Raw genomic sequence first — 21,214 nt, forward strand, 5'->3', positions numbered from 1 at the left:
CCGGAGGTCACGCGGCTGCGCGCAGTCCCTCATCTGGGCCATCGTCCTCGGCGTCGGGGTCGCTCTCCGGGGTGTCGCGCTGGTCCTTCAGCTTGGAGGGCTCGCCCTGTCGGGGATCTTGCTTCCGCGACCGAGGCACGACTGCGTTTGTGGACTCCGCCTCGGCGGTCATGAGCTGAGGAAGGACGCTCGTATACGTGTCCGAGGTGATCTGGCGGGAGCTGTGGCCCAGCCGCTCCTGGACGACCTTGATGTCTGCCTTGCCCAGCAGCGCCAGCGTTGCCGACAGGTGCCGGGTGTCGTGCAGGCGAATCGGCGGCAGGCCGGACAGCTCGACGAGTCGGTTGAACCGACGACTTATCCAGTCGGGGTGCAGGGGCTCGCCGTCTTCGTGGGTCCAGACCCGGTTGCTCTCGACCCATGCCTGTTCCCCGGACCACTGCTCGCGCTCCGTGGCCTGGGTGACTCGCCATCTTGCCCATAGCCTGTTCGTCTGAGAGTCGAGCGTGACGGTGCGCACGCTGTCCTGCTTCGGAGCCTCGTCGTACTGCTGGTAAGCAATCTCAACGATCTGCGCGGAGATGCGGAACCACGAGCCGGTGAGGCTCACCTCCGGCCAGGGCAGAGCGCACATCTCGCCGCGCCGAGGGCCACGGAAGATGAATGCGTGCCACATGGCGCAGAGCCGGTCGTCATTCACGAAGTCGAGGAACTCGCCCGTCTGCTCCGGCGTCCAGACCATGACAGGGCTGGGCCTCTTGCCCGTGCGCTTCCACTCTTCGACCCGCTCCGCTGTCCAGACCAGAGCCTTGGGGCGCTTGACCGCCGGCAGTTCGACGAGCGCGGCCAAGTTGGTCGCATACTCGCCGCGCTTGATTCCGCTGCCCAGAAACGAGCTGAGGGTGGCGTTGATGCGGTGCATCGTCGGGGCGCTGGTGATCTTCTCCTTGCCCTTGCGGCCCTCGCGGAACGCGGCGTTGGCGTCGAGGTACGCCTGACGCGTGACGCGGCGCTCCTGCTTCCTCCCCGCGGCACGTACCCAGGCTGTGTAGGCGGCGTCGCGAGCCTCCCGCAGCTCTATCACCCTCGCGTGGTGGATGAGCCGCTCGGCGTTCTCCCGCTCGATCGCGTCGTACATGCCTTCGACGTGGCGCAGCTTGAGGTCACGCCGCTTGATGTGGCCGAGGTGAGGTTTGAGATAGAGCCTTACGTGCTCCTCGTACCCGTGGCGCGTCGTACGAGCCAGGCCCTTCTTGCGCTTGAGCCACGCGCCCAGGTCCTCGCCGACGGTGGCGTTGCTGAGGACGTCGGCGCCACCGATCAGATCGCGGTAGACCTCAGCCGCCTTGGCCTCCGCCTTGTCCTTCGTGGCGAATCCTCCTCGTCGCACGCGCTGACGCTCTCCGCCCTCGCCCGCTTCCAGTTCCATGGTGAAGTACCAGGTGCCGTGCCCCTTTCGCCGGAGCTTCGGGCAGCTCGCTCCGAGCATGCGCAGCTTCGGAGCGCCGGCGTCGTCGAGCTTCGGAGTGCCGTCGGTGTCGACGGCTGGTTCCTGGCACGCGCAGCGTCGGTAGTAGGTGGGGTTGAACACGTAACTCCCCTTCGTGGCCTTCAGTTGTGGACCTTCTGTGTCGGTCCTTGTCGAACCGATGTCTATCTTGCCCCAACACTCCAGTGTTGGCGTATCCTTATGGAACGTTGGCGTGGGGGAGAACGCGACAACGGGAATGACAACGAAGGACGCATCTGTAGCTACGGACGCCGGGGTCAGTTCGATGACCCTGGAGGAACTACTCGCGCTGCCACCGACCGTGAACGTTGTAACGGCTGCGCGAGCACTCGGGATCGGCACGCACAAGGCCTACAACTTGATCAAGGAGGGGTCTTTCCCCGTGCAGACGCTCCCTCTGGGCGGCACGGTGAGGGTCCCCACTGCTGCACTCTGGCAAGTGCTTGGGGTGTCGCCCCTGGTGCAGTGATCTGTGTAGCCCTGAGTCTGTCGGTCTCGCGGGCCATAGCTCGGACATGTGCCGTGGCCTAGGATCAGGCGGCTACGGGCGCACGAGACGAGAACGGACCACTGCATGCCACGGCTCTACGGTTTCGAGGACGCCTCACGTCGTCGGCTACGTGACGATGAAGTGGACGCGACCCGCCTGATGGTGAGCCGGGCGCTCAGCGATCAGTCCAACCAGGATGTTGCGGTATGGGCGAACGGTGAGGGATACCGGGGCACGCTCGGCGGGGAGTGGAAGGACGCGTCGGTTGGACGACTGTTCCGCAACCCGGCCATCGCCGGGCTGCGCTACGACGATGACGGCGAACTCGTCGACGCGGGTCACCCGGGAGCTATCACGCGCGAGGAGTTCGAAGCCCTCTTGGAACGGGAGAAGGCTCGCAGTACGAAGGATGCAGAGCCTGCGTACGACTATCTCCTAACCGGCGGGGGCTGCACCTGCGGCAAGTGCACAGAGGATCTCGGGGGCGCCCGTACCAATTCGGGTACGCCCGGATACCGCTGTCGCCCGAAGGACAAGAAGGGGCACGGTGGCTGCGGTGAGGTCCGGATTGATGCCGAGCTGTTGGAGGACCACGTCGGAGAGAACGTCGTGGCGGAACTCCTCAAGCCCGGCATCCGAGCCTCGATCGCCAAGGCCCAGGCCGCCGTGCGCAAGCAGGTTGAGGACCTCAAGAGGGACATCAAGGAGTTGGAGGGCCGTCAGTCTGAGCTTGGGAGGCTCTATGGAAACCGTGAGATCAGCGGTGAGGCGCTGGTAGCCGGAGAGCGCGAGATCGCGGCTAACCTCAAGGGCATCCGTTCGCGCCTTCGCTACGCGGAGCAGATGGCGAACTTCTCACTCGGTCATGCCAAGGACCTGGTGAAGTGGTGGAACTCTGCACCCACGGCGTCGAAGAGAGGCATCACGCTGCTCCTCTTGGAGAAGATCGAGGTATTCCCCGCGAGCGCCCGCGGCGTCCGGACAATCGAGCCGGGACGAGTCGTCCTTCACTGGCGCAAGCTGTCGGGCATGTCAGATAGCTGAGACCGCCACCCGCGATGCGAGCCGCCTGCCTACCATCGCCATGGTCAGCCCCGTGATCAGTGAGATCACGGCGAGCCCGGCCAGGAGCGGGGAGACGATCTCCTCGTACCGCAGCGGCCACGGGTGGCCCAGGTAGTGGGTCACCAGGTATGAGCCCTTGCTGGCGGCGTAGGCCACTCCGAGGATCGCCGAGATCGACGACAGGGCGAGTCCGCGAGCCGTCCAGGTGTGTCCTGCGCGCCGGGCAACGAGAGTCATCCCGGTGCACAGGAACGCGATCTCGCCGCAGGTGATCGCCACGTAGCCCAGATAGACCATGAGGTAGACGGTGACGCCTGGCACCGTGGCGAACTCGGTCGTGAACTCCACTGTCTCGTCGGTGGTGCCGACGAACAGGGGCAGCATCGCCGCTAGGACGCACACCGCGAAGGCGACACGTGCGTACAGGCTGGCCTTCAACACCTCGTGGTTGTAGGACCAGTCCACGAGCATCAGCTGAAGGCTGCCGCACCATACAACTGCGCAGATGTGCGCACCGAGCTTGGCGGCGTTGTTCATGCCGGTCGCAGACTCGATCACGTCCTCTATTGCCGGGACGGCGAGGGTGACGCCCACCGTGCAGATGCCGATGGCCACAGCTCTGGTGAAACGGGCTACGCGATAGTCCCCTCGGTCACGCTGACGCCAGGCTTCCCGAGCGGAGAGCACGGTGCCCACCAGGCCGATCAGAGCGCACAGGCCGAAGACTAAGCCGTCCATTTGGTTCAGGTTCCTTCCAGGTCGGAGACGGCGCGCTCAGCCGCTTCGGTGAAGCTGAGACGCCTCCGCCGGCCTGGCCGCGGTGGTTCCGGGACAGGTGGAAGAGGCTCGGGCACCTCCGGGACGGCGAGATCACTGCGTCCGTGTCGCAGACGGATCTCACGTGCGGCCTCCAGAAGTTCGGCAGCTCCAGCGTCCCCCAGGTCGTGAATGAGCCGAAGCGCCTCGCGCGCGTCTGGGCAATCCTCATAGACCGACAGGGACGTCAATCCGTTGTAACCGGGGAGTAGGTAAGCTACCGGAGAGGCCAACGCCCGTGCCAGGCCTGCCAGTTGAGAGATCGTCGGGTTTGCCTTGACTCCGTTCAGGAGGTCGTTGACGACCTGGTGGGTCATCGCAGGCTTGCTGCCGGGAGTCTCGGCTGTGGCGGCAGCAATGTCGCGCGTGCTCAGGGTTTTCCCGTCCGCTCTGCGTTTTCTGCCGATCAGGACGGCGAGTTTGCTGGAGAGAGGGGTGTCCGGGCCGAGCGGCATGGTGCTGGCTACTCCTTGTGACGCGGCAGGCCTGACCAGGCAGGGGACGGTGGACGTGGTGCGCTCTCAGTATCGCTGTGAGGTGTAAGGGGCTGGTGAGACAGCTCAATGTCCATGTTGGTTGACAATGGGTAACGCTCACCGCAAGATCTATAACCTTGGGCGAAGTAAGCGTGTGCTCGGCATGTGGGGCCGCCACCCCTCTACCGCCTCCTTGGGTGCAGGATCGCGACGGGCACCCAACTAGGCCTCGATGTGTGCCGCTAACTCGCCTGTGTGGGGATCTAAGTGGGCCGCGACTAGTCAAGGAGGCGGAACGCTGCAATGCGGGGAGGGTACGGGTGGGGATCGAGCTGGACCGAGTGCTGGCCCGACTGGAGGAGTCGGGCGGAAGGGAAAACGTTGTCCTGGGCGATGAGGCCGCACTCGTCGCGTTAGGGGCTCTGGCGATCGTTGACCTGAAGCGGGTTGGTCGTGACGTGAAGCCCGCGATGGGTGCCGCTACAAGTTGATCTACGCGCGCATTCGGAGGCGGGCCCCTATAGGGGCCCGCTTCACGCGTCTGACCTGCAAAAACTTCCCGAAATTTGTGGACCACCCTCCTGAATGCATATAGAATAGAACCAGAAGGAGGGGGGAAAGAAGAAGCCCCCGCCGACCTCTTGGAGATCGCAATGTCGCACAAGTACGCCGCCCTGAAGATGCGCCAGATCCACCGCAACCCGAACCAGCCCCGCAAGACCTTCGACGAGGACGCGCTGAACGAGCTGGCCGAGTCGATCAAGGAGCACGGCCTGCTCCAGCCGATCGTCGTCCGGAAGGTGGCGGAGGGCTACGAGCTCGTGGCCGGCGAGCGCCGCTTCCGCGCCAACGAACTCGCGGACAACATCCTCATCGAGGCGAAGATCCTGCTGCCCGACGGTGAGTCCGAGATCAGCGACATGGACTCCTTCGAGAAGGCCATGGCCGAGAACCTGAACCGCGAGGACATGCTCCCGCTGGAGGAGGCGCGCGGCTTCAAGAAGGTCTTGGACGAGAAGGAGGGGGCCACGCCCGCCAGCGTCGCGAAGACGTTCTCCAAGTCGGTCCAGTTCGTCAACCAGCGCCTGGCCCTGCTCGGCCTGCGTCCGGAGATCCAGGCGGCCGTCGACCTCGGGCACATCGGTACCCAGGCCGCCGTCCAGATCGCCGCACTCTCGAAGGACAACCAGAAGGCGGTCTTCCAGGACTGGAAGAAGGGCGACAAGAACGACAACCAGCTCGTCCACATCGCCTACGCCATGCGCAAGCAGGAGAAGGCGGCCACGCAGGACTCCATGGTCGACGTCGAAGAGATGACCGCCGAGGAGAAGGCCGAGCGGAGTCGCGCGCAGGCCAAGACCAAGAGCGACCTGGACGCCATCGAGGGAATGTGGGCGCTGCTGGACAGCATCGGCAAGGCGGACCCCATGGAGCTGGCCCGCACCCTGGCGGGGGAGGTCGGCAAGCGGCTTGAGCAGATGGACCGGGTCGCGGACGTCGTGCAGAAGGCCCGCTTCCAGCTCCGTCAGGCAAAGGCGCACGCCGACGCCAGCGAGATCATGGTCAACCCCGCCGCCGCAGCGCCCGATCTGGTGGCCGAGGCCGACGCCGTACTCGCCCAGGTGGACCTGGCTGCGGGCGACACCGAGCCGGAGGCGCAGACCGAGCCCGCCCCGGAGCCGGAGACCGGCCCGGCCGCCGACGCCGACACGGAGACCGAGGACACCCCGGCCGCTGACGCGGAGACCGAGAGCCCGGCGGAGCCGGAGGAGGACGACACCGAGTCCGAGGCGGCGGCCCAGCCGGTCGCCGTCGCAGCCTGACCCGTCCGTCCCGGGGCGGCCCCCAGCGGGCCGCCCCCTTCTCTATGGAGCCCCACAGCGATGAACGACATCCCGACCATGCGCAACATCAACCACAACCTGTTCGACGTGCCGGCCTCCGCCAACGCCCTTGAGGAGTACGACTCCGACGTGGCTGCACTCGTCCGCGAGGCTGCGGCGCACCTGTTCAAGGCGCGCCGTGACAACGACGGAGCAGCCCTGAACGAGGCATACAACCTCACCCTGCTCGCCGCCTCCGAACTCATGAAGGGTGCCGGTAGTTCGGTGTACGTGCGCACCCACCTCATGGTCACGGCCCGCCTGGTCGAGCTCGAAGCGGCACTGCTCGCCGCCGAGACCAAGACCGCCAGCGAGTGAGGAGACGACCATGCAGATAGATCCCGACGTTCTCGACGCCATTCGCTCCGCCGAGGTCGACGGCCTGGAGCTCCGCCTACGGGGCCAGCTCGACCGCAACTTGTACGAGCGGGTCAACCTGGCCCTTCACGCCGTCGGCGGCACCTGGAACCGCTACAGGCGCGCCCATATCTTCCCGGTCGCCGCCGTCACTGCCGTCGCGGGACTGCTCGCAACGGGGCAGGTGATCACCGACGCCGAGCGTGGGTACTACCCCACGCCAGAACCCGTCGTTGAACAACTCCTGGACCTGGCCGAACTCGAAGGCGGCTGCGAGGCGTTGGAGCCGTCGGCCGGACGTGGCGCCATCGCCGAGGCCGCAGCCGCCCGCGGTGCCATCGTCGACTGCATCGAACTCGACACTGCTCGCGCCGAGCACATCCGCGTCGGCGGGTACGCCCGCAAGGTCGCGAACGCCGACTTCCTCGGCGTGAAGGTAGAGCGCCGCTACCAACGGATCATCATGAACCCGCCGTTCGCTGACAGGCAGGACATCCGGCACGTTGAACGGGCCCTGCGGTTCGTTCAGCCGGGTGGCCTGGTCGTCGCCGTCATGCTCGGCAGCCTCACCTTCCGGATCGACCGCTTGACGAAGGACTTCAGAGCCCGCGTGCAGGAGGCGCGCGGGACCATCACGGAACTGCCTGACGACGCCTTCCCGGCGGTGGGTGTGCGTACGGTGATCGCCGTCATCCCGGTCCGGGAGGCCGCGCCGCCTCCACGCTTCAACCCTCAGGCGCCCAGGCCCGAGGACTTCACGGCAAGGCCCGCAGCGGTCCAGCAGGGGCTGTTCTTCACGGACGCGCCGACAGTCCACGGAGCGACGCCCCTCGACGGGTTCCAGTACGGGGCTGCACCATGGCTAGAGATAGATCCCAACACTGGAGCGTGATAAGTTCTATCTCGTTGGTGAGGGCGGCCTCAGCCGAGAAGCCGGCTCACCAACGTGCCGTGGCATGCGGCACTCCCCTTCGGTGCCTGGCGGGTGGCCAATCCCCCGCGCCCTACCCGCCAGGCACCGGCCCCGCACCTGAGCGGAGCCGCCGGAGCGCCGCCAACATCCACGATCACGACCGGACCCGCCCCCGCCTCACGCCGGGGGCGGGTCCCCGTGCACTCAGGAGCGCCATGAACACAGAGGACTTCGCTGGGCACCCAGAAGATCGCGAGCTGTACGAACGTCTCCTCGTCGAGCGGGATGGGACACCGATCAGGGCCCTCGCTGAACGTGACCCGGGTCTCGAAGTGCCAGGAGACCCCGATCCAGACGCGACCCGGCACCTCACGGAACTCGAAGCAGCCACAACTCCCCAACGACGAAAGCGACATGGAGCATGACCGCCGAGCAGGCACCGCCCGCAGAACCGGAGCGCCGGACACCGCCCGTCCCCGGTGCGGTGTGGTGCCGATCCTGTGACTCCTGGTGCCTGCCGACCGGGATCTGCGGCTGCAACAACCGGTGATGCACACCCTTCTGCGCCTTGTCGCCGACGCGATGGCCGTCCTGCTCATGGCGGCCATCGCCGTTGTCGCCTGGGTCGTCGTACAGCTCGGCGGTGGCGGTGTCTTCCTTGCCAGCCTCTTGGCCTTCCCCGGCTGCGGGCTGGTGGCCGCCGCCATCCACCACGTTCAGCGATGGGTGGCCGGTCGGTGATTGAGGGACCGGCGGAACCCCCGCCCCGGCGACCGCCGCGCCCCGGCGTGATCGTCTAGTCTGAACTAGCTGTAGGGCGCGGGGAACGGCCTACACAAGGGACGCCCAGTGACCCCGACGCCCGCCAACATCCCCGAACTGCTCCTGCCGCTCGCCGTCCCCACCGAGGACCTCGTTCCGTACTACCGGAACCCCCGCAATGGTGACCTCCCCTCGATCGCGGAATCGCTGACCGTCAACGGCCAGTACCGCGCGATCGTCGTCAACAAGGGCACCCACACGGGCCGCCACAACGAGATCCTGGCGGGCAACCACACGCACGCGGCTGCCCAGCAACTCGGCTGGGAGCAGATCGCCGTCACCTGGGTCGACGTCGACGACGACGCGGCGGCCCGCATCGTCATCGTCGACAACCGGACCAACGACCTCGCCGGATACGACAGCGTGCTCCTGGCCGAGATCCTCTCCGAGATCCCGGACCTGGCCGGTACCGGCTACGACCGCGAGAGCGTAGACCGGCTCCTCGACGACACCTCCCTGCCCGAGACGCTGGAACTCACCTCCGACGGCGCGGGCACCGGTGCCGCAGCCACCGTCGACTACCTCCAGTGGGGCTACCTCCAGTGGGAGTCCAAGCGAGTCCGGATCACCTCCGAAGAGGTCGAAGCCCTCAACGCCATCTACACGAAGTTCGTGGACGACACCAACAGCGACCTCGGCTTCGGCTGGCACGTCTTGCAGCAGGCCCACGAGGAGGGCGAGGCGGCATGAGCAGCGCGCCCACCACGACGTTCTACGAGGCGTACCCGCTCGACCGGCTTCGCCCCGCCGACTACAACCCGCGCCGCCTCAGTGAGGAAGCGTTCGTCAGGCTTCAGGCGTCACTGCGCCGCCACGGTGTCGTGAAGCCCGTCATCCTCAACGCCGACGGCACGCTGGTCGCGGGCCACCAGAGGACCAAGGGCCTCCAGGCCATCGGCCTGACGCACACGCCCGCGGTCATGCTGGGCACGAAGGTCAGGTTGCAGGACGAGATCCAGTTCAACCTCCTGCACAACCGAGTCGAGACCGAGGCCAGCGTCGTCTACGCCGAGCCCGGCGTCATCGGGGCCTGGTCGTGGATTCCATGGCAGTCCGTCCGGGTCACGGAACGAAAGAACCTCTCCTTCGTCAACGCCATCGGGCACATGACCGCCGGCCACGGCCCCTGGGGGAGCGTCGTCATCGACGACCAGGGCCGCATCGTCCTCAACGCCGAATACGCCGTAGTGGCCTCCATCAACCGCTTCGACCTCCTCGCCTGGACCGTCACGTCCGGCGACGCCGCCCAACTCCACGCCGACCTCGCCGGTGAGTACGGCGTCTACGACTGGACCGCCATCGAGAGCAAGGCCCCGGTGTGGAACCAGCACATCGTGCAGCCCAAGAGGCTCCGCAAGTTCTCCTCCAAAGCCAAGGCCGGAAAGCTCGCCTACGGCTCCGAGACCTGGGACCAGTTGGTCACCCCCTGGCTCAAGCCCACCCACCGGGTCGTGGACTTCGGCGCCGGGTACGGCGACTACGCCAAACACCTGCGCGCCAAGGGCTTCAACATCCACGACTACGAGCCCTACCGCTGCCGGGACGGCTCGTACGCCGTCGATATCCGCGCCGTCGTCGGCATGATCCGCGACATCGCCAAGGACATCCAGGCCAACGGCCTGTACGACGTGGTGGTCCTCGACTCCGTCATCAACGCCACCACCACCCTCGACTACCAGCACTGGGTGATGACCACCGTCAACGCCCTCTGCTCGGCGGACGGGGTCGTGTGCCTCGGCACACGCAACCTCGCCCGCGAACTCCGAGACGAGCAGGCGAAGCGGGTCACCTCCCAGACCGCCACCACGAAGATGAGCTTCCTCGACGAGGACAACGTCGAGATGAACTTCGTCAAGGGGAAGTGGCAGAAGCTGCGTTTCCACACCCCCGACACCCTGGAGCCGCTGCTCCGCCGCTACTTCGAAGACGTGCGGGTCACCGACCTCAGCGGCTCCAACATCAAGGCCACCTGCCGCCGCCCCATCGCGCTCCCCAAAGAGGAATACGAGAAGGCATTCGAAGAGGAATTCAACATGCCTTACCCGAATGACTTCCGGCATGACAGACATCTGGAATTGGTGGGAAATTTGATAAAATTGGTAGTAGAGAGAAATGAATCTCTTGCCAATTAAAACGGGTGAATGGGGAACGGATGTCGCAGCGAATACAGGTCCAAATTGAATCACGAACTCGATACCGCATCATGTGGCTGGCTGGCGTGCGGCACGTAGCCCTCGACCAGCACTGCCTTCGCAGCTTCGGCCAGCCCGACCGCCCCCGGCTCGACATCAGCCGCCGGCACCAGACGATCGAACTCTCCGAGCACAACCCGCCCCTGGCCTGGTACCTGTGCGCGCTGCCCAACCCGTGGAAGTGGAGCGACAACGCGCACCTTGCCTTCGAAGGCGCACCTGGAGAGCAGTGGGACGGGCCCGCCCTGGTGCCGGGCCTGTATGTGCATCTGGACAACGCTCGCCCCATCACCGGATGGGGCGAGCACAACATCCCGCCGAGTGAGCCACGCCGGAACTCGGTTCGCTTCCGGACCTGCCGCAACTACCAGTTCGCCTGGTGGCTGCGGACCGAGCGCAACGCGCCGGACGCGCCTCCCGATTACGTTCCTCCGAAGCGACCGGGTGAAGGCGAGCAGATGTCAATCCTCTGAGGGTGGACCATCAGCGTTTGGTACGGCATCGTCCGTGATGTCCTCCACCGATCCCGCCGCGGTGGACGTCTCCACTGCACCCGTGTGTCGATTCTGCGGATTGCCGTTTCCGCGCAGCGCGTAGAGAAACCGATGCCAGGAATCGATAAGTCGTGGTAGCTGATCCAATATTCCCTGTAGGACGAAGATCAGTACAGACACCACACCGGACCAGGCCAGGACCCACAAGACGATGGTCGAGTCCACAGGTCGACTTCCTCTCAGGCAGAGGGCCGAACTGTGCGCGGACACACTCAGTCCGGCCACCACGGTGGCTGGACTGAGTTCTCCGACGAGAACAGGACTCAGGTACTGCGGATCCTTCTGACTTACTCAAAGTTGAGAACAGGCCATGATCTTCATCCTGGTGTGGTGAAGACGAGTGGCTCGTCGGACTACTCGTGTTCACCACACCAAGGTCGCCCGTCCGCCAGCTTGCTGACGTGGTGTGACCTGTGACCTGTTGCTGGCTGAGAGGCTAGTCGAGTCCGAAGCAGCACACCATCAAAACTGCAAACAAAGGACGGAGCAGAAGAGGCGATCGCACTCGCTTGAGTGCGATCATGGCTATGGGCGCGGGGGCGCACCCGAGCTGTGAAGGACCCCCGCCGTGGGACGCCCCGACAGAGCCGCGCGTGCGGCCATCGCGCGCCGCCGCTCGGACGCCATCGATCTACGCCTCGCCGGCGTGGACTGGTTGACGATCGCCCGCAAGCTCGCAGCCGATCCGACCGTCAACTCTGACGGGATCGCCTACCCGCAGGGGTACGGAGTCGAGCGGTACCGCAAGAACCAGGACCCGCCCACCAACGAGGCCCTGATTCACGCCGCTTGCCGGGACGTCCGCACCGCGCTCGCCGACCGTCGCGCCGAACTCAACGACGACGTAGACGAGTTGCGCGCGCTGGAAGCCGACCGCCTCGACCGGCTGTTCTTCGTTGCCTACAAGAAGGCCGTCCGGGACCAGGACCTCGCCGCCATCGACCGCACCCTGCGGATCATGGAGCGCCGCGCCCGGCTGCTCGGCCTCGACATGCCCGTCCGCACGGAACTGACCGGCCCGGACGGCGGACCGGTCCAGGTCGAGAGCGTGACCGTCGACGAACTTGACGCCCTGATCGCGCTCACCGATCCGGACGGCGAATGACTCCGCGAGACCACGAGAGCGTCATCGCCCACTACAAGACCCTTCCGCCAGCGCAGCGGCGCACCATCGCACGGGCCGCATCCCCCACTCTGCGCGCCGAGTTGGTGCGCGTCGAACGCCAACTCGCCATGGATCGCTCGCCAGGTGCGCTCGCAGCCGTTCTCACTGGCGGACGCGAGATGCAAGCACCGCACCTGGATCTCATCGACCTGGCGTTCATCGACATGGCCGCGGGCCGATGCGACCGCGTCATGCTGACCATGCCCCCGCGGCACGGAAAGAGCAGACGTGCCTCCCGCTGGGCGCCCCTCTGGTATCTGCGGCGCAACCCCGGCCACCGCATGATGATCGCCAGCTACTCCGCCGACCTGGCCGACGACCACGGCCGGTGGATCAGGGACGCCATCAACACCTGGGGCGACGACCTCGGCATCCAGCTCAAGGCAGGAAGCCAGGCCGCCAACCGCTTCGACCTCGTCGGCGGCGAAGGCGGCCTCCTCGCGGCTGGTATCGGCGGCGGTCTCACTGGACGCGGCGCGCACATCGCCATCGTCGACGACCCGGTCAAGGACATGGCGGATGCCGACAGCCCCACCATGCGCAAGCGCGCCTGGGACTGGTGGACTTCCGTACTGCAGACCCGACTCGAACCCGTCGGTGCCATCTGCCTCATCCAGACCCGATGGCACGAGGACGACCTCGCCGGACGCATCCTCGCCACCGAGCGCGACGCCTGGCGGGTCATCGACCTGCCCGCCATCGCCGACAGCTCCGATGATCCGCTCGGCCGCGCTCCTGGTGAGGCGCTGTGGCCCGAACGCTTCGACGTCACCCATCACGCCAAGACCCGCAAGCGAGTTGGCGAACGCGTCTGGGGCGCCCTCTACTTGCAGAAGCCTCGGCCGCCGGAGGGAGGCGTCTGGAAGCGGGAGTGGATCGAGACCGCCCGCATCAACGCCGTCCAGTTCTCCGGCCTCGACATGGCGCGCATCGTCGTCGCCGTCGACCCCGCCGGCGGAGAGTCCACGGTCGGCGACGAGACGGGCGTCATCGGCGTCGGCCGCGACTTCGACCGGCGGCTGTACGTCCTGGCAGACCGATCCGGCTCGATGGGCGCCAATGACTGGGGCCTGGCCGCATGCCGTCTTGCCCTCGAACTCAAGGCCGACGCGATCGTGGTCGAGAAAAACTACGGCGGAGACATGGCCCGGCAGATCGTCACCCAAGCGTGGGAGCAGCTGCGCCGCGAGGGCGTCACCAAGGGGCTTCTCATGCCCATGATCCTTGAGGTCACCGCCAAGGTCGGCAAACGCCTGCGGGCCGCCCCGGTGGCGCAGCTGTACGAACAGCAGCTCGTACACCACGTCGGTGAATATCCCGACCTCGAAGGCCAGATGGTCACCTGGGTCGAGGGAATGGACAGCCCCGACCGCATGGACGCCGCCGTTCACGGACTGACGGAATTGGCCGACCCCGACCAGCTCGACACGCTGCCCACCGACACCGATGACGACCGCTTCGACGGCCGTCGCTGAACTGGCGAGGGCAGATGCACGACCGGAAACGGCCCCAAGAGGAAACTGCCCAGGAGGATATAGCGCCCGGTGGCCTATCTGGGGACTTGCCGATCTACGGGCCGTTCCTCTCCACTCGCAGCGGCTCACCAGCGAGCAGGCGGTCAGCGATGTCCTGTGCTTCCGGGAACGCCGACGACGTCAGTCGCAGCCCAGCGTGTGTCATCACCCTGGCAACGCGCTCTGCCAGTTCCTTGAGTTCTGCGTCCGGAACGCTGCTGAGGTTGAGGGAGAGCCAGACCCGCATGTCGTGGCCCTGTGAGACGAGGACCGGCCCCTGCGGGGGTGCACAGGGAATCGCCGCGTCGGTGAGCGCCTGGACGACTTGGTCCCGTAGTTTGGCCGTGCTCCGCTGGTCGACCGCGCGTGTCGCGGCGTAGATCGCGGCGCACAGTGCGTTGGCGGCGGGGGCTGCCGCGCTGACGGAGATGGTGAACGGCCCCATGGTGACGGTGTCTGCGGCCGGATCGTAGCCGAAGCTCCAGAAGTCGCGGGCTACGTCGCGCGGGTCAGCGGTCCTGCGGGCATCCTTCTGCGGCCCGCCACCCCTGCCGCGGGCCCAGTCCTCGAAGTGAGTGAGGCCGTCGCGGACGTGCTTGATGTTCGGCAGGGCGTCAAGGAAGACCTGCTCGGCGTCATCGAGTGCGCTGATCACCGCGGGATCCATGCCGAGGTCTGTGAGTGCGATCCGTTCGAGCTTGACCGCGGCGAGCAGCTGGCGCAGGGCGACGACCAGTGTCCGTGCGTCGATCTGCCGGGAGCTGAACCAGCCGGCTGGGACGTCGTCACCGTGCATGCGCTCGACGGTCAAGGCGACTGTGGCACGCCACCAGTTCGCTTCCGAGAGCGCGATCGAGTACGGATTGTCCGCTGGGGACCAATCATCCGGCGGGTTGCTGTTCATGATGGAATCTTCGACCCCGGAGCTTTCGCCTGCTCGGAATTTCCGGATCCCGAGGTGCTGTGAACTGCGGAAGTCCGACGTAGGAGACGTCTCGTAGGCTGGAGGCGCGGCGCGGGGCCGACTGCCGGAGGGGCACTGTGGGCCTGCGCGAGCTGATCACCGACGTCTGGAGCTGGCTGGACTACAAGCCAGCCATGGCCGACCCGCGCCGACCGGGCCGTAACACCTGGGCGGAACTGACCCGCTCCTGGGTGCCTGACGAAGACCTGCGACGCCTGGCTGCATACCGGCTTCTGGCCGCGTACGACTCCAACCAGGCTGGCCAGTTCGCCGCCCTGACGGGTGACGACGAGGCGGGTATCGAGCGGAGGGAACTCGGCGACGCCTCCAAGCTTGTCGACACCGCGCTCGGCTACCTCCTCGGCTCCCAGCAGGTCATCAGCGTCGCGGGCGCGGAGCACACCGACGACGAGCCGACCGCCGAAGCAGCTGCGGCGCTCGCCGTACAGGACAAGCTGAGGATGTGGGCGGAGAAGGAGCTGCTGCCGCTGCGCCTTCAGCAGGCCGAGCGAACCGCGATCCTGCTGGGCGACGCCGTCTACACCCTGGCCTGGGATCCCGCGAAGGGAAGGGCCCTGCTGCGCACTTGGGACCCGGGCCTGTACTTCCCGGAGTGGCCGGAGGACGGCGAGCAGGACGGAGCCGAGTTCCCGCTACGCGTTCACCTGGCGTGGGAGCTGCCCGAGGATAAACGGCGCGGGCTCAAGACGAGGCTTCGGCGGGTCACCTACGAAGTCGGCCCGATCACTCCGGCCAGTCGGCGTGGAGCGGTGAAGGACGGCAGTCCGGCGCGCGAGTATCTGTACACCGAGAGCGGCGACCCGATCCTGGTGAAGGGCGACGTACGCAACGCCGACACAGGCGTCATCACCCGCACCTACCCGTGGGCGCCCAACCGGCCCTCCCCGGCGACGTGCTACCTCACCGACGCGGAATGGGACCTGGACGACCTCACGCACGCCGACCTGCTGTACGACCTGCCGATGCACAAGGCCCGGTACCGGGTCCGCTTGGACGGCGAAGTCCTCGACAGGCTCGACCTGATGGTGGACTTCATACCCGTCGTCCACATCACGAACAGCATCCCTGCCAGTGGAGAGCACTGGGGGAAGCCGACCGTAGCCACTGTCCTCCAGGCCCTCGACGAGCTGTCCGCGACCGACACCGACGGCTCCGGCGCATCGGCCACCACCGGCTCCCCGATCATCGGCCTGGCTGGGGCCCGGCTGCCCATCGACCGAGCGACCGGGCAGCCGCTGCCGGTAAAGGTCCGGGCCGGGACGGTGTGGCAGCTCAACGACAACGGACGCATGGACGTCCTCGACACATCGGCCCAACTCGCCGAACTCCGTGCCCGCGCCGACCACATCCTCGACCGGATCGCAGCGAACAGCCGCCTCACCGCCGCCGGCCTCGGCACCCTCGACCCCACCGCGCTGCCGTCCGGGTACGCGCTACAGCTCGCACTGGGCCCGCTCGACTCGCTGGTTGCTGCCATGCGCTTGGCCCGCGCCCACAAGTACGTCGTCCTGCTGCGTATGGCGCAGCGTCTCCACCAGGCAGGGCAGGCCGAGGGTTGGCCCATGGGGGAGTCGCTTCCCGCACGTCTGATGTGGGGCCCCCACACCCCGACCGACCGTGCTGCCGTCCTCGACGAGGTAGTGAAGGGTGTGGGTTCTGGTGTGCTGTCTGTGGAGACCGGCGTCAGAATGTTGATCGACTCTGGGTACCCCATCGACGATGCTCAAGCGGAGATCGAGCGGATCGAGTCGCGTGCCTTCGACGCTGCAGCTCGTCTCGCCGACGCAACTGGCGACAACGCCGCCGTCCGGGCGTATCTCGGCCTGCCTGCGGCTGATCTTGAGCTGCCCTCTACACAGCCACTCTCAGCCAACCCACGCGACTTGTGATGTCAATGCCTGCCGCGAGATAGCCAGACCCTCCCGCCAGTGTCACCTGCGGCTGCTACACAAGAGGCATGGCTTCTCGAGGTGGGATCCGGCCCATGCTTGTGAACAGTTCTGAGGCTGCTGCGGATCGGCTGCTCAGAGAAATTGCAGAGGAGCATGGGGATCGGCTGACGCTCAAGGCGAGGTTGGCTGATGTTGTCGATGTTGATGGCATGGACGGGCTGACTCGACGAGCGAAGTCCTACGCGCTTGCCGCTCACCTGGACTTCCTGATGCTCGACGCCGCAACGTCGCGGGGCCGCTTCGCTGTCGAGCTAGATGGGCGGCAGCACTTCAGCGATCCGAAAACCCTTGAGAGGGACCGACTCAAGGATGATCTATGTGCGCGAGCGAGCCTGCCGCTTCTTCGGATCACCAGCGAGTTCGCCCACAAGATCGGTCGCTGGAGGGTGTTGGCCTACCTCACGGAGGCGTACTACCGCTCTGAGGCATTCTTCGAGGCGCAGGAGCAAGGCTTCATACCCAACGATGAGCCCTTCAACATGGGTAGCTTTCTTGCCCGTGACGACCAAGGCCGTCTGACTTTTGACACCCTGGACGCGAGTGTCGTGTTGGCCTTTCATAAGCATTTTCAGGACGGTGCGCTCCCTGCGCGGTCCCCGGACGTGTTTTGCATCGAACTGCCGGAACAGCGTGCTGTCCAGGCGCACGCATGGTTTGCGGTAGCCCCGGACCGCTACTTGCTGAGCAAGGTGGTTGTCCGAGATTTCCTCTTCCAAGGGATCGCACCTAGTGACTTGGCAGAACAACTAGCCGTAGTCGAGATCGGCAATCTGGCAACGCAGTGGCTGAGGGGCGAAGCCGCAGCTGTGGACGGCAGGAGCCTCCGACAAGCCGTCACTGAAGTCCAGGAGGCGATTGACACCGGCAGAGCCCTGCTCGTCGCCTACGGGGATGCACTGCGTGCGGGTGGGGGTCAAGGGCCCACGCTTCGGTTCGGCTCTGGTGACCTGGACCTTCCACGCAACCGAGACGACGTGTGAAAGCACTCGTGCTGACTGGGCCAACCCGTCTGGGCCGAGGGCCGGACCAACTGCCTGAAATCACTTCCCCAGTGAGACATCGAGGAGCGACGATGAGGTGTGAATCATTACGGTGTCTGGATAGGACCTGACGTCGAGCTACCGGGCAGCGACGTGTGCTTCCCTCCCATCGAGAACGGCCTCGACTACCTGTGCAGCGTTGTCGACCACCTGGTGAAGAAGGGGGACGAACAGGTCAGCGCGCGGGACCTCAAGTACGCGGTCCTGCATCTCCAGGCTGCTGCCGAGGTCCTGCTCAAGGCACGCCTGCAACGTGAACACTGGAGCTTGGTCTTCAAGAACCCTGGCTCGGCAATACGCAGTAAGTTCGAGTCGGGGGACTTCGAAAGCTGCACAACTCCCGAAGCGATCGCCAGACTGAGGGATGTCGTTGGCCTGTCGCTGAAGGACAAGGACGTTAAGGCACTCAACAGCCTGGCCAAGTCCCGCAACGCGCTACAACACTACGGTCTGACCGCTAGCGGACCTGCTACCGAAGCGCGCGCAGCAGAGGTGCTCGACTTCCTGGCCATCTTCCTCGATGAGCAACTGCTACGGACCCTTAAGGAAGATGAACTGGACCGACTCGACACGCACTACATGGGTCGCATCCGTGCGGGCCTCAGCGAGGTCCGTTCCTTCGTTACGAAACGCATGAACCGGCTGCGCTCCGAGCTGGACGAACATTCTCCCCGGGTCGTCGAATGTCCCAGCTGCTGGCAGTTCGCCCTCCTCGCGGACGGAGAAGTGAACAGGTGCCACTTCTGTGGCATCGACTGGGGCGAGGACGCTGCTCCGCGTATCGCACCCATGGAAGGGGGTTTCAGGACGACTCAGACTTGCCCTGATTGTGGTGTGGAAGCTCTCGTTCGTGACGTTCGTACGGCATTCGATCCAGCCTCCCCCATCGACCTCTGCTTCAACTGCAATGAGGAGTTTGAGGGCCTCGTCGAGTGCCGGGGCTGTTCCAGACTGTTCCACCCGAACAATCGTGGGGAAGACACCTGTGACGATTGCGTTAGTGACAACGCTGACTATGAGATGCGGAACTACTACGCGAGGATCAGTGGGGAGAGTTGATTTCTCGCCTAGTGGCGGTCTCCATACTTGGCGGTTCACCGCGGCCGTGCCGTCGTACCCTTCCAGGTCTTGGGGAAGCGTTGGCCTCGGCGGTTATCAAGCGAATCGTCCCCCTGGCTGAGCACGCAACCAAGCGAGGGGCCGAGCCGGGGAGGCTGTTTTCGCAAGCCTCAACAGGCGGGTGCTGCACGGTACTTCATCACGGTACGCGAAGACCCTCCGCTATGATCACCGCACTTGGGATAGCCGGGGGCGAAAATGCTGCAACGTGCGCGTGACATCTGGCGGGAGACACCGCCGCTCACCAGAACATTGTGCAAGGTCATGCCAACACTGGGCAGTCTGCTGACCCTGTTGGGAGTCTTCGGAGACAGTCGTGGCTGGTGGGACAACAAGAGCTTTCTGACCAATCTTGTCAGCAGTTTCACCGGCCTTATGTTCGCTGTGCCCTTTGCCCTTGTGGTCGTGAGCCGGCTTGGCGAGGCTCACGCATTCCTTGCTGAGCAGCGGGCGGTTCAAAGGCATTCAGAGCGCGTACTCAGAGACTTTCAAGCCGCTTGGTCCGACATGGATCGGACGATCGAGCGGGTTCTCGTTCTCGCTGCATCGCAAGGGAATCCCGATCTTCGAGACAGTCGAAGCATGCCGCCCGAATTCTGGATGTCTCTCGAAAACGCGCTGAACTTCGTCGGTCAGGAAAGGTTGCGCGCAATGAAAGCGCAGTGGCGATCCCTGCGTGACGAAGTGAGGCCCCGTCGCCTAGAGGTTGAATCTCGTTGGGATTTCGATCAAATGCTAGTCTTTGAAGAGCATTTCGCGGATTTTTGTGAGGTTTATGCACGCATGAGTACTGAGGCCAAACAGGCTTGTGACTCTCCGCGTACAGCCAACTATCCCGCCTTGAGGGAGGACTTTCAGGAGCTGACGGGTAGTGCCATAGCGACTTGGCGTCCCATGGAGGGCGAGTATCCAACCTTCGGAATCCCTCGCCCATGATATGGGCGGAGTAGGCGTATTAGAAAATACCGTGCGGCACTTGGCCAACCCGCCGTGCTGAGCTGTGGTTGAGCGAGAGAAGGCTAGACTGAACTTCGGCGCGGGGGCGCTGGAGACCTGTGGATGGTTCACGCATGACGCGCCCCTCGTTCCCCAACCCGCTCGCACCGGTCGGGTACCGCCGTGACGGGCGGTCGATCTATCCGATCCTCGGTGCTTCGCCCGACGACGACTCCAACAAGCCCAGCGACGAGGACGGCGCCCCGAACAGCGCCGTCACGCAGGAAGACCTCTCGCGACTGCTGGCCCGAGAGAAAACCCAGGGCGGTCGGGCTGCTGTGAAGAAGCTGCTCGGCGACCTCGGCTTTGACAACTCCGAGGCGTTGACCGAGTTCGTTACCACGAGGCGCGACGCCGACCAGGCCGCGATGACCGAGGTCGAGCGCCGTGAGCAGGCCGCCGAGGAGAAGCTGAGGACGGCCGAGGCACGCGAGGTACAGGCCCTGGCCAGGGAGCGCGCCGCCATCCGCCGTGCCGCCCTCGGGGGACTCGGTGCGGCCGGGGACGACCTTGATGACGCGGTCCTCCTGATCGACCGCGCTCTGCACGACCAGCCCGACGCTGATGAGGCGGCTGTCGCCGCTGCCGCGGAGCATCTCAAGGAACGTCGCCCCGAGTTGTTCGGCCCTGCTCGGGAGACCGTGCCGCCCGCTCCGGGCGGGTCTCCCGCCGGCGGCCCGCCGACGCGCGGAGGTATTCCACCCCGGCGCGGGGCGGCGGGTCTCGAAATGGCCCGGCGGCGAGGGCTCATCAGCGACTGACCACGTCGACGAGACATGGCCGTGGGACCACGCCCCTCCAATCGTGGACGCTCTTCCGGAAGCCGGTCGGGTGATCAGGGACCACGCCCTGGCGCGCTTCGGCCACCGTCATCTCGTGGACACCGCCCCGCGCCGCTCGCGCCGGGTGCGGGGGCAACCCGATCCGCACCCATGAGGGAGACATCGTGAGCGACTACCAGGTCCTCACCACCGCCACGACGGTCACCGACGACCGAACATGGCTCGCTTCACTGGACGGCGTCCACGAAGCCCAGACGGTCACCGTCGACACCAGCAAGCTGACGGCAGGCACCCACTACACGCCGGGCACGCAGAACCAGCCCCGCCACATCATCAAGTCCGGCATCCCGCTCGGCAAGATCACCGCATCCGGCCTGTACGCGCCTTACAACGCCGCGGCCAGTGACGGCACTCAGACCCTCGCCGGATTCCTCGTCGCCGAGACCGCATTCACCCCCGGCTCGACGAAGACCGCGGGCGCACTGCTGTGGCGCGGCGAGGTGCAGGCGTCGAAGCTGCCCGTCGCCTTCGCGCCGCCGGCCGCCGCGAACACGACCGCGTTCATCCACTACCGGTAAGGAGG

Annotated in this window: 20 protein-coding genes; 16 read left to right on the forward strand and 4 right to left on the reverse strand. The window is 65.8% G+C overall.

Features of this window, described 5'->3' with window-relative positions; genetic code table 11:
* Positions 1 to 7: 7 nt before the first annotated feature.
* Positions 8 to 1,591, reverse strand: a complete 1,584-nt coding sequence (locus tag OG714_RS34190; RefSeq protein ID WP_406126830.1) for a tyrosine-type recombinase/integrase — start codon at positions 1,589 to 1,591, stop codon at positions 8 to 10.
* A gap of 493 nt (positions 1,592 to 2,084) precedes the next feature.
* On the opposite strand from OG714_RS34190, the gene OG714_RS34195 reads away from it, so the two are divergent.
* Complete coding sequence (locus tag OG714_RS34195; protein ID WP_406126832.1) at positions 2,085 to 3,044, forward strand: recombinase family protein; 960 nt, start codon at positions 2,085 to 2,087, stop codon at positions 3,042 to 3,044.
* Here the strand turns inward: OG714_RS34195 and OG714_RS34200 are convergent.
* On the reverse strand, positions 3,033 to 3,803 hold the full coding sequence (locus OG714_RS34200) for a hypothetical protein (RefSeq protein WP_406126834.1): 771 nt from the start codon (positions 3,801 to 3,803) through the stop codon (positions 3,033 to 3,035). The genes OG714_RS34195 and OG714_RS34200 overlap by 12 nt on opposite strands.
* Before the next feature lie 5 nt (positions 3,804 to 3,808).
* Entirely contained in the window at positions 3,809 to 4,336 is a 528-nt protein-coding gene (locus tag OG714_RS34205) for a hypothetical protein (RefSeq protein WP_406126836.1), read from the reverse strand.
* Positions 4,337 to 5,010: 674 nt separating this feature from the next.
* Between OG714_RS34205 and OG714_RS34210 the strand changes: the two genes are divergently transcribed.
* The 9 genes from OG714_RS34210 (at position 5,011) to OG714_RS34250 (ending at position 13,718) form a co-directional block, all read left to right on the forward strand.
* Positions 5,011 to 6,180 (forward strand): ParB/RepB/Spo0J family partition protein, encoded by a 1,170-nt coding sequence (locus OG714_RS34210; protein ID WP_406126837.1) that lies wholly within the window; start codon positions 5,011 to 5,013, stop codon positions 6,178 to 6,180.
* A gap of 60 nt (positions 6,181 to 6,240) precedes the next feature.
* The gene (locus OG714_RS34215) at positions 6,241 to 6,558 is read left to right on the forward strand and encodes a hypothetical protein (RefSeq protein ID WP_406126839.1); all 318 of its coding nucleotides are present in this window, start codon (positions 6,241 to 6,243) and stop codon (positions 6,556 to 6,558) included.
* Positions 6,559 to 6,568: 10 nt separating this feature from the next.
* Entirely contained in the window at positions 6,569 to 7,489 is a 921-nt protein-coding gene (locus OG714_RS34220; protein WP_406126841.1) for a hypothetical protein, read from the forward strand.
* 531 nt (positions 7,490 to 8,020) lie between these two features.
* The gene (locus tag OG714_RS34225; protein WP_406126843.1) at positions 8,021 to 8,251 is read left to right on the forward strand and encodes a hypothetical protein; all 231 of its coding nucleotides are present in this window, start codon (positions 8,021 to 8,023) and stop codon (positions 8,249 to 8,251) included.
* A gap of 108 nt (positions 8,252 to 8,359) precedes the next feature.
* Entirely contained in the window at positions 8,360 to 9,022 is a 663-nt protein-coding gene (locus tag OG714_RS34230; RefSeq protein WP_406126844.1) for a ParB N-terminal domain-containing protein, read from the forward strand.
* Positions 9,019 to 10,464 (forward strand): ParB N-terminal domain-containing protein, encoded by a 1,446-nt coding sequence (locus tag OG714_RS34235; protein ID WP_406126846.1) that lies wholly within the window; start codon positions 9,019 to 9,021, stop codon positions 10,462 to 10,464. The genes OG714_RS34230 and OG714_RS34235 overlap by 4 nt, the downstream gene beginning before the upstream one ends.
* Positions 10,465 to 10,484: 20 nt before the next feature.
* On the forward strand, positions 10,485 to 10,997 hold the full coding sequence (locus tag OG714_RS34240) for a hypothetical protein (protein WP_406126848.1): 513 nt from the start codon (positions 10,485 to 10,487) through the stop codon (positions 10,995 to 10,997).
* Between the two features lie 649 nt (positions 10,998 to 11,646).
* Positions 11,647 to 12,183: a hypothetical protein gene (locus OG714_RS34245; protein WP_406126849.1), complete on the forward strand. Its 537-nt coding sequence runs from the start codon at positions 11,647 to 11,649 to the stop codon at positions 12,181 to 12,183.
* Positions 12,180 to 13,718 carry a terminase large subunit domain-containing protein gene (locus OG714_RS34250; RefSeq protein ID WP_406126851.1) on the forward strand — a complete coding sequence of 513 codons (1,539 nt, stop codon included), beginning with the start codon at positions 12,180 to 12,182 and terminating at the stop codon, positions 13,716 to 13,718. The genes OG714_RS34245 and OG714_RS34250 overlap by 4 nt, the downstream gene beginning before the upstream one ends.
* A gap of 94 nt (positions 13,719 to 13,812) precedes the next feature.
* On the opposite strand, the gene OG714_RS34255 is transcribed toward OG714_RS34250, so the two are convergent.
* On the reverse strand, positions 13,813 to 14,553 hold the full coding sequence (locus tag OG714_RS34255; protein ID WP_406126852.1) for a hypothetical protein: 741 nt from the start codon (positions 14,551 to 14,553) through the stop codon (positions 13,813 to 13,815).
* A 245-nt stretch (positions 14,554 to 14,798) separates the two neighbouring features.
* Between OG714_RS34255 and OG714_RS34260 the strand changes: the two genes are divergently transcribed.
* From OG714_RS34260 to OG714_RS34285, 6 genes are all read left to right on the forward strand, one after another.
* Positions 14,799 to 16,631: a hypothetical protein gene (locus OG714_RS34260; protein ID WP_406126853.1), complete on the forward strand. Its 1,833-nt coding sequence runs from the start codon at positions 14,799 to 14,801 to the stop codon at positions 16,629 to 16,631.
* 95 nt (positions 16,632 to 16,726) lie between these two features.
* A complete protein-coding gene (locus OG714_RS34265; protein WP_406126855.1) occupies positions 16,727 to 17,674 on the forward strand; it encodes a DUF2726 domain-containing protein in 948 nt (315 codons plus the stop codon).
* A gap of 99 nt (positions 17,675 to 17,773) precedes the next feature.
* On the forward strand, positions 17,774 to 18,793 hold the full coding sequence (locus OG714_RS34270) for a hypothetical protein (RefSeq protein ID WP_406126856.1): 1,020 nt from the start codon (positions 17,774 to 17,776) through the stop codon (positions 18,791 to 18,793).
* Positions 18,794 to 19,051: 258 nt separating this feature from the next.
* The gene (locus tag OG714_RS34275; protein WP_406126858.1) at positions 19,052 to 19,789 is read left to right on the forward strand and encodes a hypothetical protein; all 738 of its coding nucleotides are present in this window, start codon (positions 19,052 to 19,054) and stop codon (positions 19,787 to 19,789) included.
* 134 nt (positions 19,790 to 19,923) lie between these two features.
* Positions 19,924 to 20,610 carry a hypothetical protein gene (locus OG714_RS34280; RefSeq protein WP_406126859.1) on the forward strand — a complete coding sequence of 229 codons (687 nt, stop codon included), beginning with the start codon at positions 19,924 to 19,926 and terminating at the stop codon, positions 20,608 to 20,610.
* A 185-nt stretch (positions 20,611 to 20,795) separates the two neighbouring features.
* On the forward strand, positions 20,796 to 21,209 hold the full coding sequence (locus OG714_RS34285; RefSeq protein ID WP_317879315.1) for a head decoration protein: 414 nt from the start codon (positions 20,796 to 20,798) through the stop codon (positions 21,207 to 21,209).
* Positions 21,210 to 21,214: the final 5 nt, after the last annotated feature.

Origin of the sequence: Streptomyces sp. NBC_00989 (genome assembly GCF_045162655.1) — a bacterium.
Lineage (GTDB): Bacteria > Actinomycetota > Actinomycetes > Streptomycetales > Streptomycetaceae > Streptomyces.

Excerpts from the sequence above, each read along its gene's own strand:
- OG714_RS34275 (WP_406126858.1), top strand. The coding sequence starts at position 19,052 with ATGCTGCAACGTGCGCGTGACATCTGGCGGGAGACACCGCCGCTCACC.
- OG714_RS34280 (WP_406126859.1), top strand. The coding sequence starts at position 19,924 with ATGACGCGCCCCTCGTTCCCCAACCCGCTCGCACCGGTCGGGTACCGC.
- OG714_RS34205 (WP_406126836.1), bottom strand. The coding sequence starts at position 4,336 with ATGCCGCTCGGCCCGGACACCCCTCTCTCCAGCAAACTCGCCGTCCTG.
- OG714_RS34215 (WP_406126839.1), top strand. The coding sequence starts at position 6,241 with ATGAACGACATCCCGACCATGCGCAACATCAACCACAACCTGTTCGAC.
- OG714_RS34220 (WP_406126841.1), top strand. The coding sequence starts at position 6,569 with ATGCAGATAGATCCCGACGTTCTCGACGCCATTCGCTCCGCCGAGGTC.
- OG714_RS34200 (WP_406126834.1), bottom strand. The coding sequence starts at position 3,803 with ATGGACGGCTTAGTCTTCGGCCTGTGCGCTCTGATCGGCCTGGTGGGC.
- OG714_RS34265 (WP_406126855.1), top strand. The coding sequence starts at position 16,727 with ATGCTTGTGAACAGTTCTGAGGCTGCTGCGGATCGGCTGCTCAGAGAA.
- OG714_RS34250 (WP_406126851.1), top strand. The coding sequence starts at position 12,180 with ATGACTCCGCGAGACCACGAGAGCGTCATCGCCCACTACAAGACCCTT.
- OG714_RS34235 (WP_406126846.1), top strand. The coding sequence starts at position 9,019 with ATGAGCAGCGCGCCCACCACGACGTTCTACGAGGCGTACCCGCTCGAC.
- OG714_RS34195 (WP_406126832.1), top strand. The coding sequence starts at position 2,085 with ATGCCACGGCTCTACGGTTTCGAGGACGCCTCACGTCGTCGGCTACGT.
- OG714_RS34255 (WP_406126852.1), bottom strand. The coding sequence starts at position 14,553 with ATGCACGGTGACGACGTCCCAGCCGGCTGGTTCAGCTCCCGGCAGATC.
- OG714_RS34240 (WP_406126848.1), top strand. The coding sequence starts at position 10,485 with ATGTCGCAGCGAATACAGGTCCAAATTGAATCACGAACTCGATACCGC.
- OG714_RS34210 (WP_406126837.1), top strand. The coding sequence starts at position 5,011 with ATGTCGCACAAGTACGCCGCCCTGAAGATGCGCCAGATCCACCGCAAC.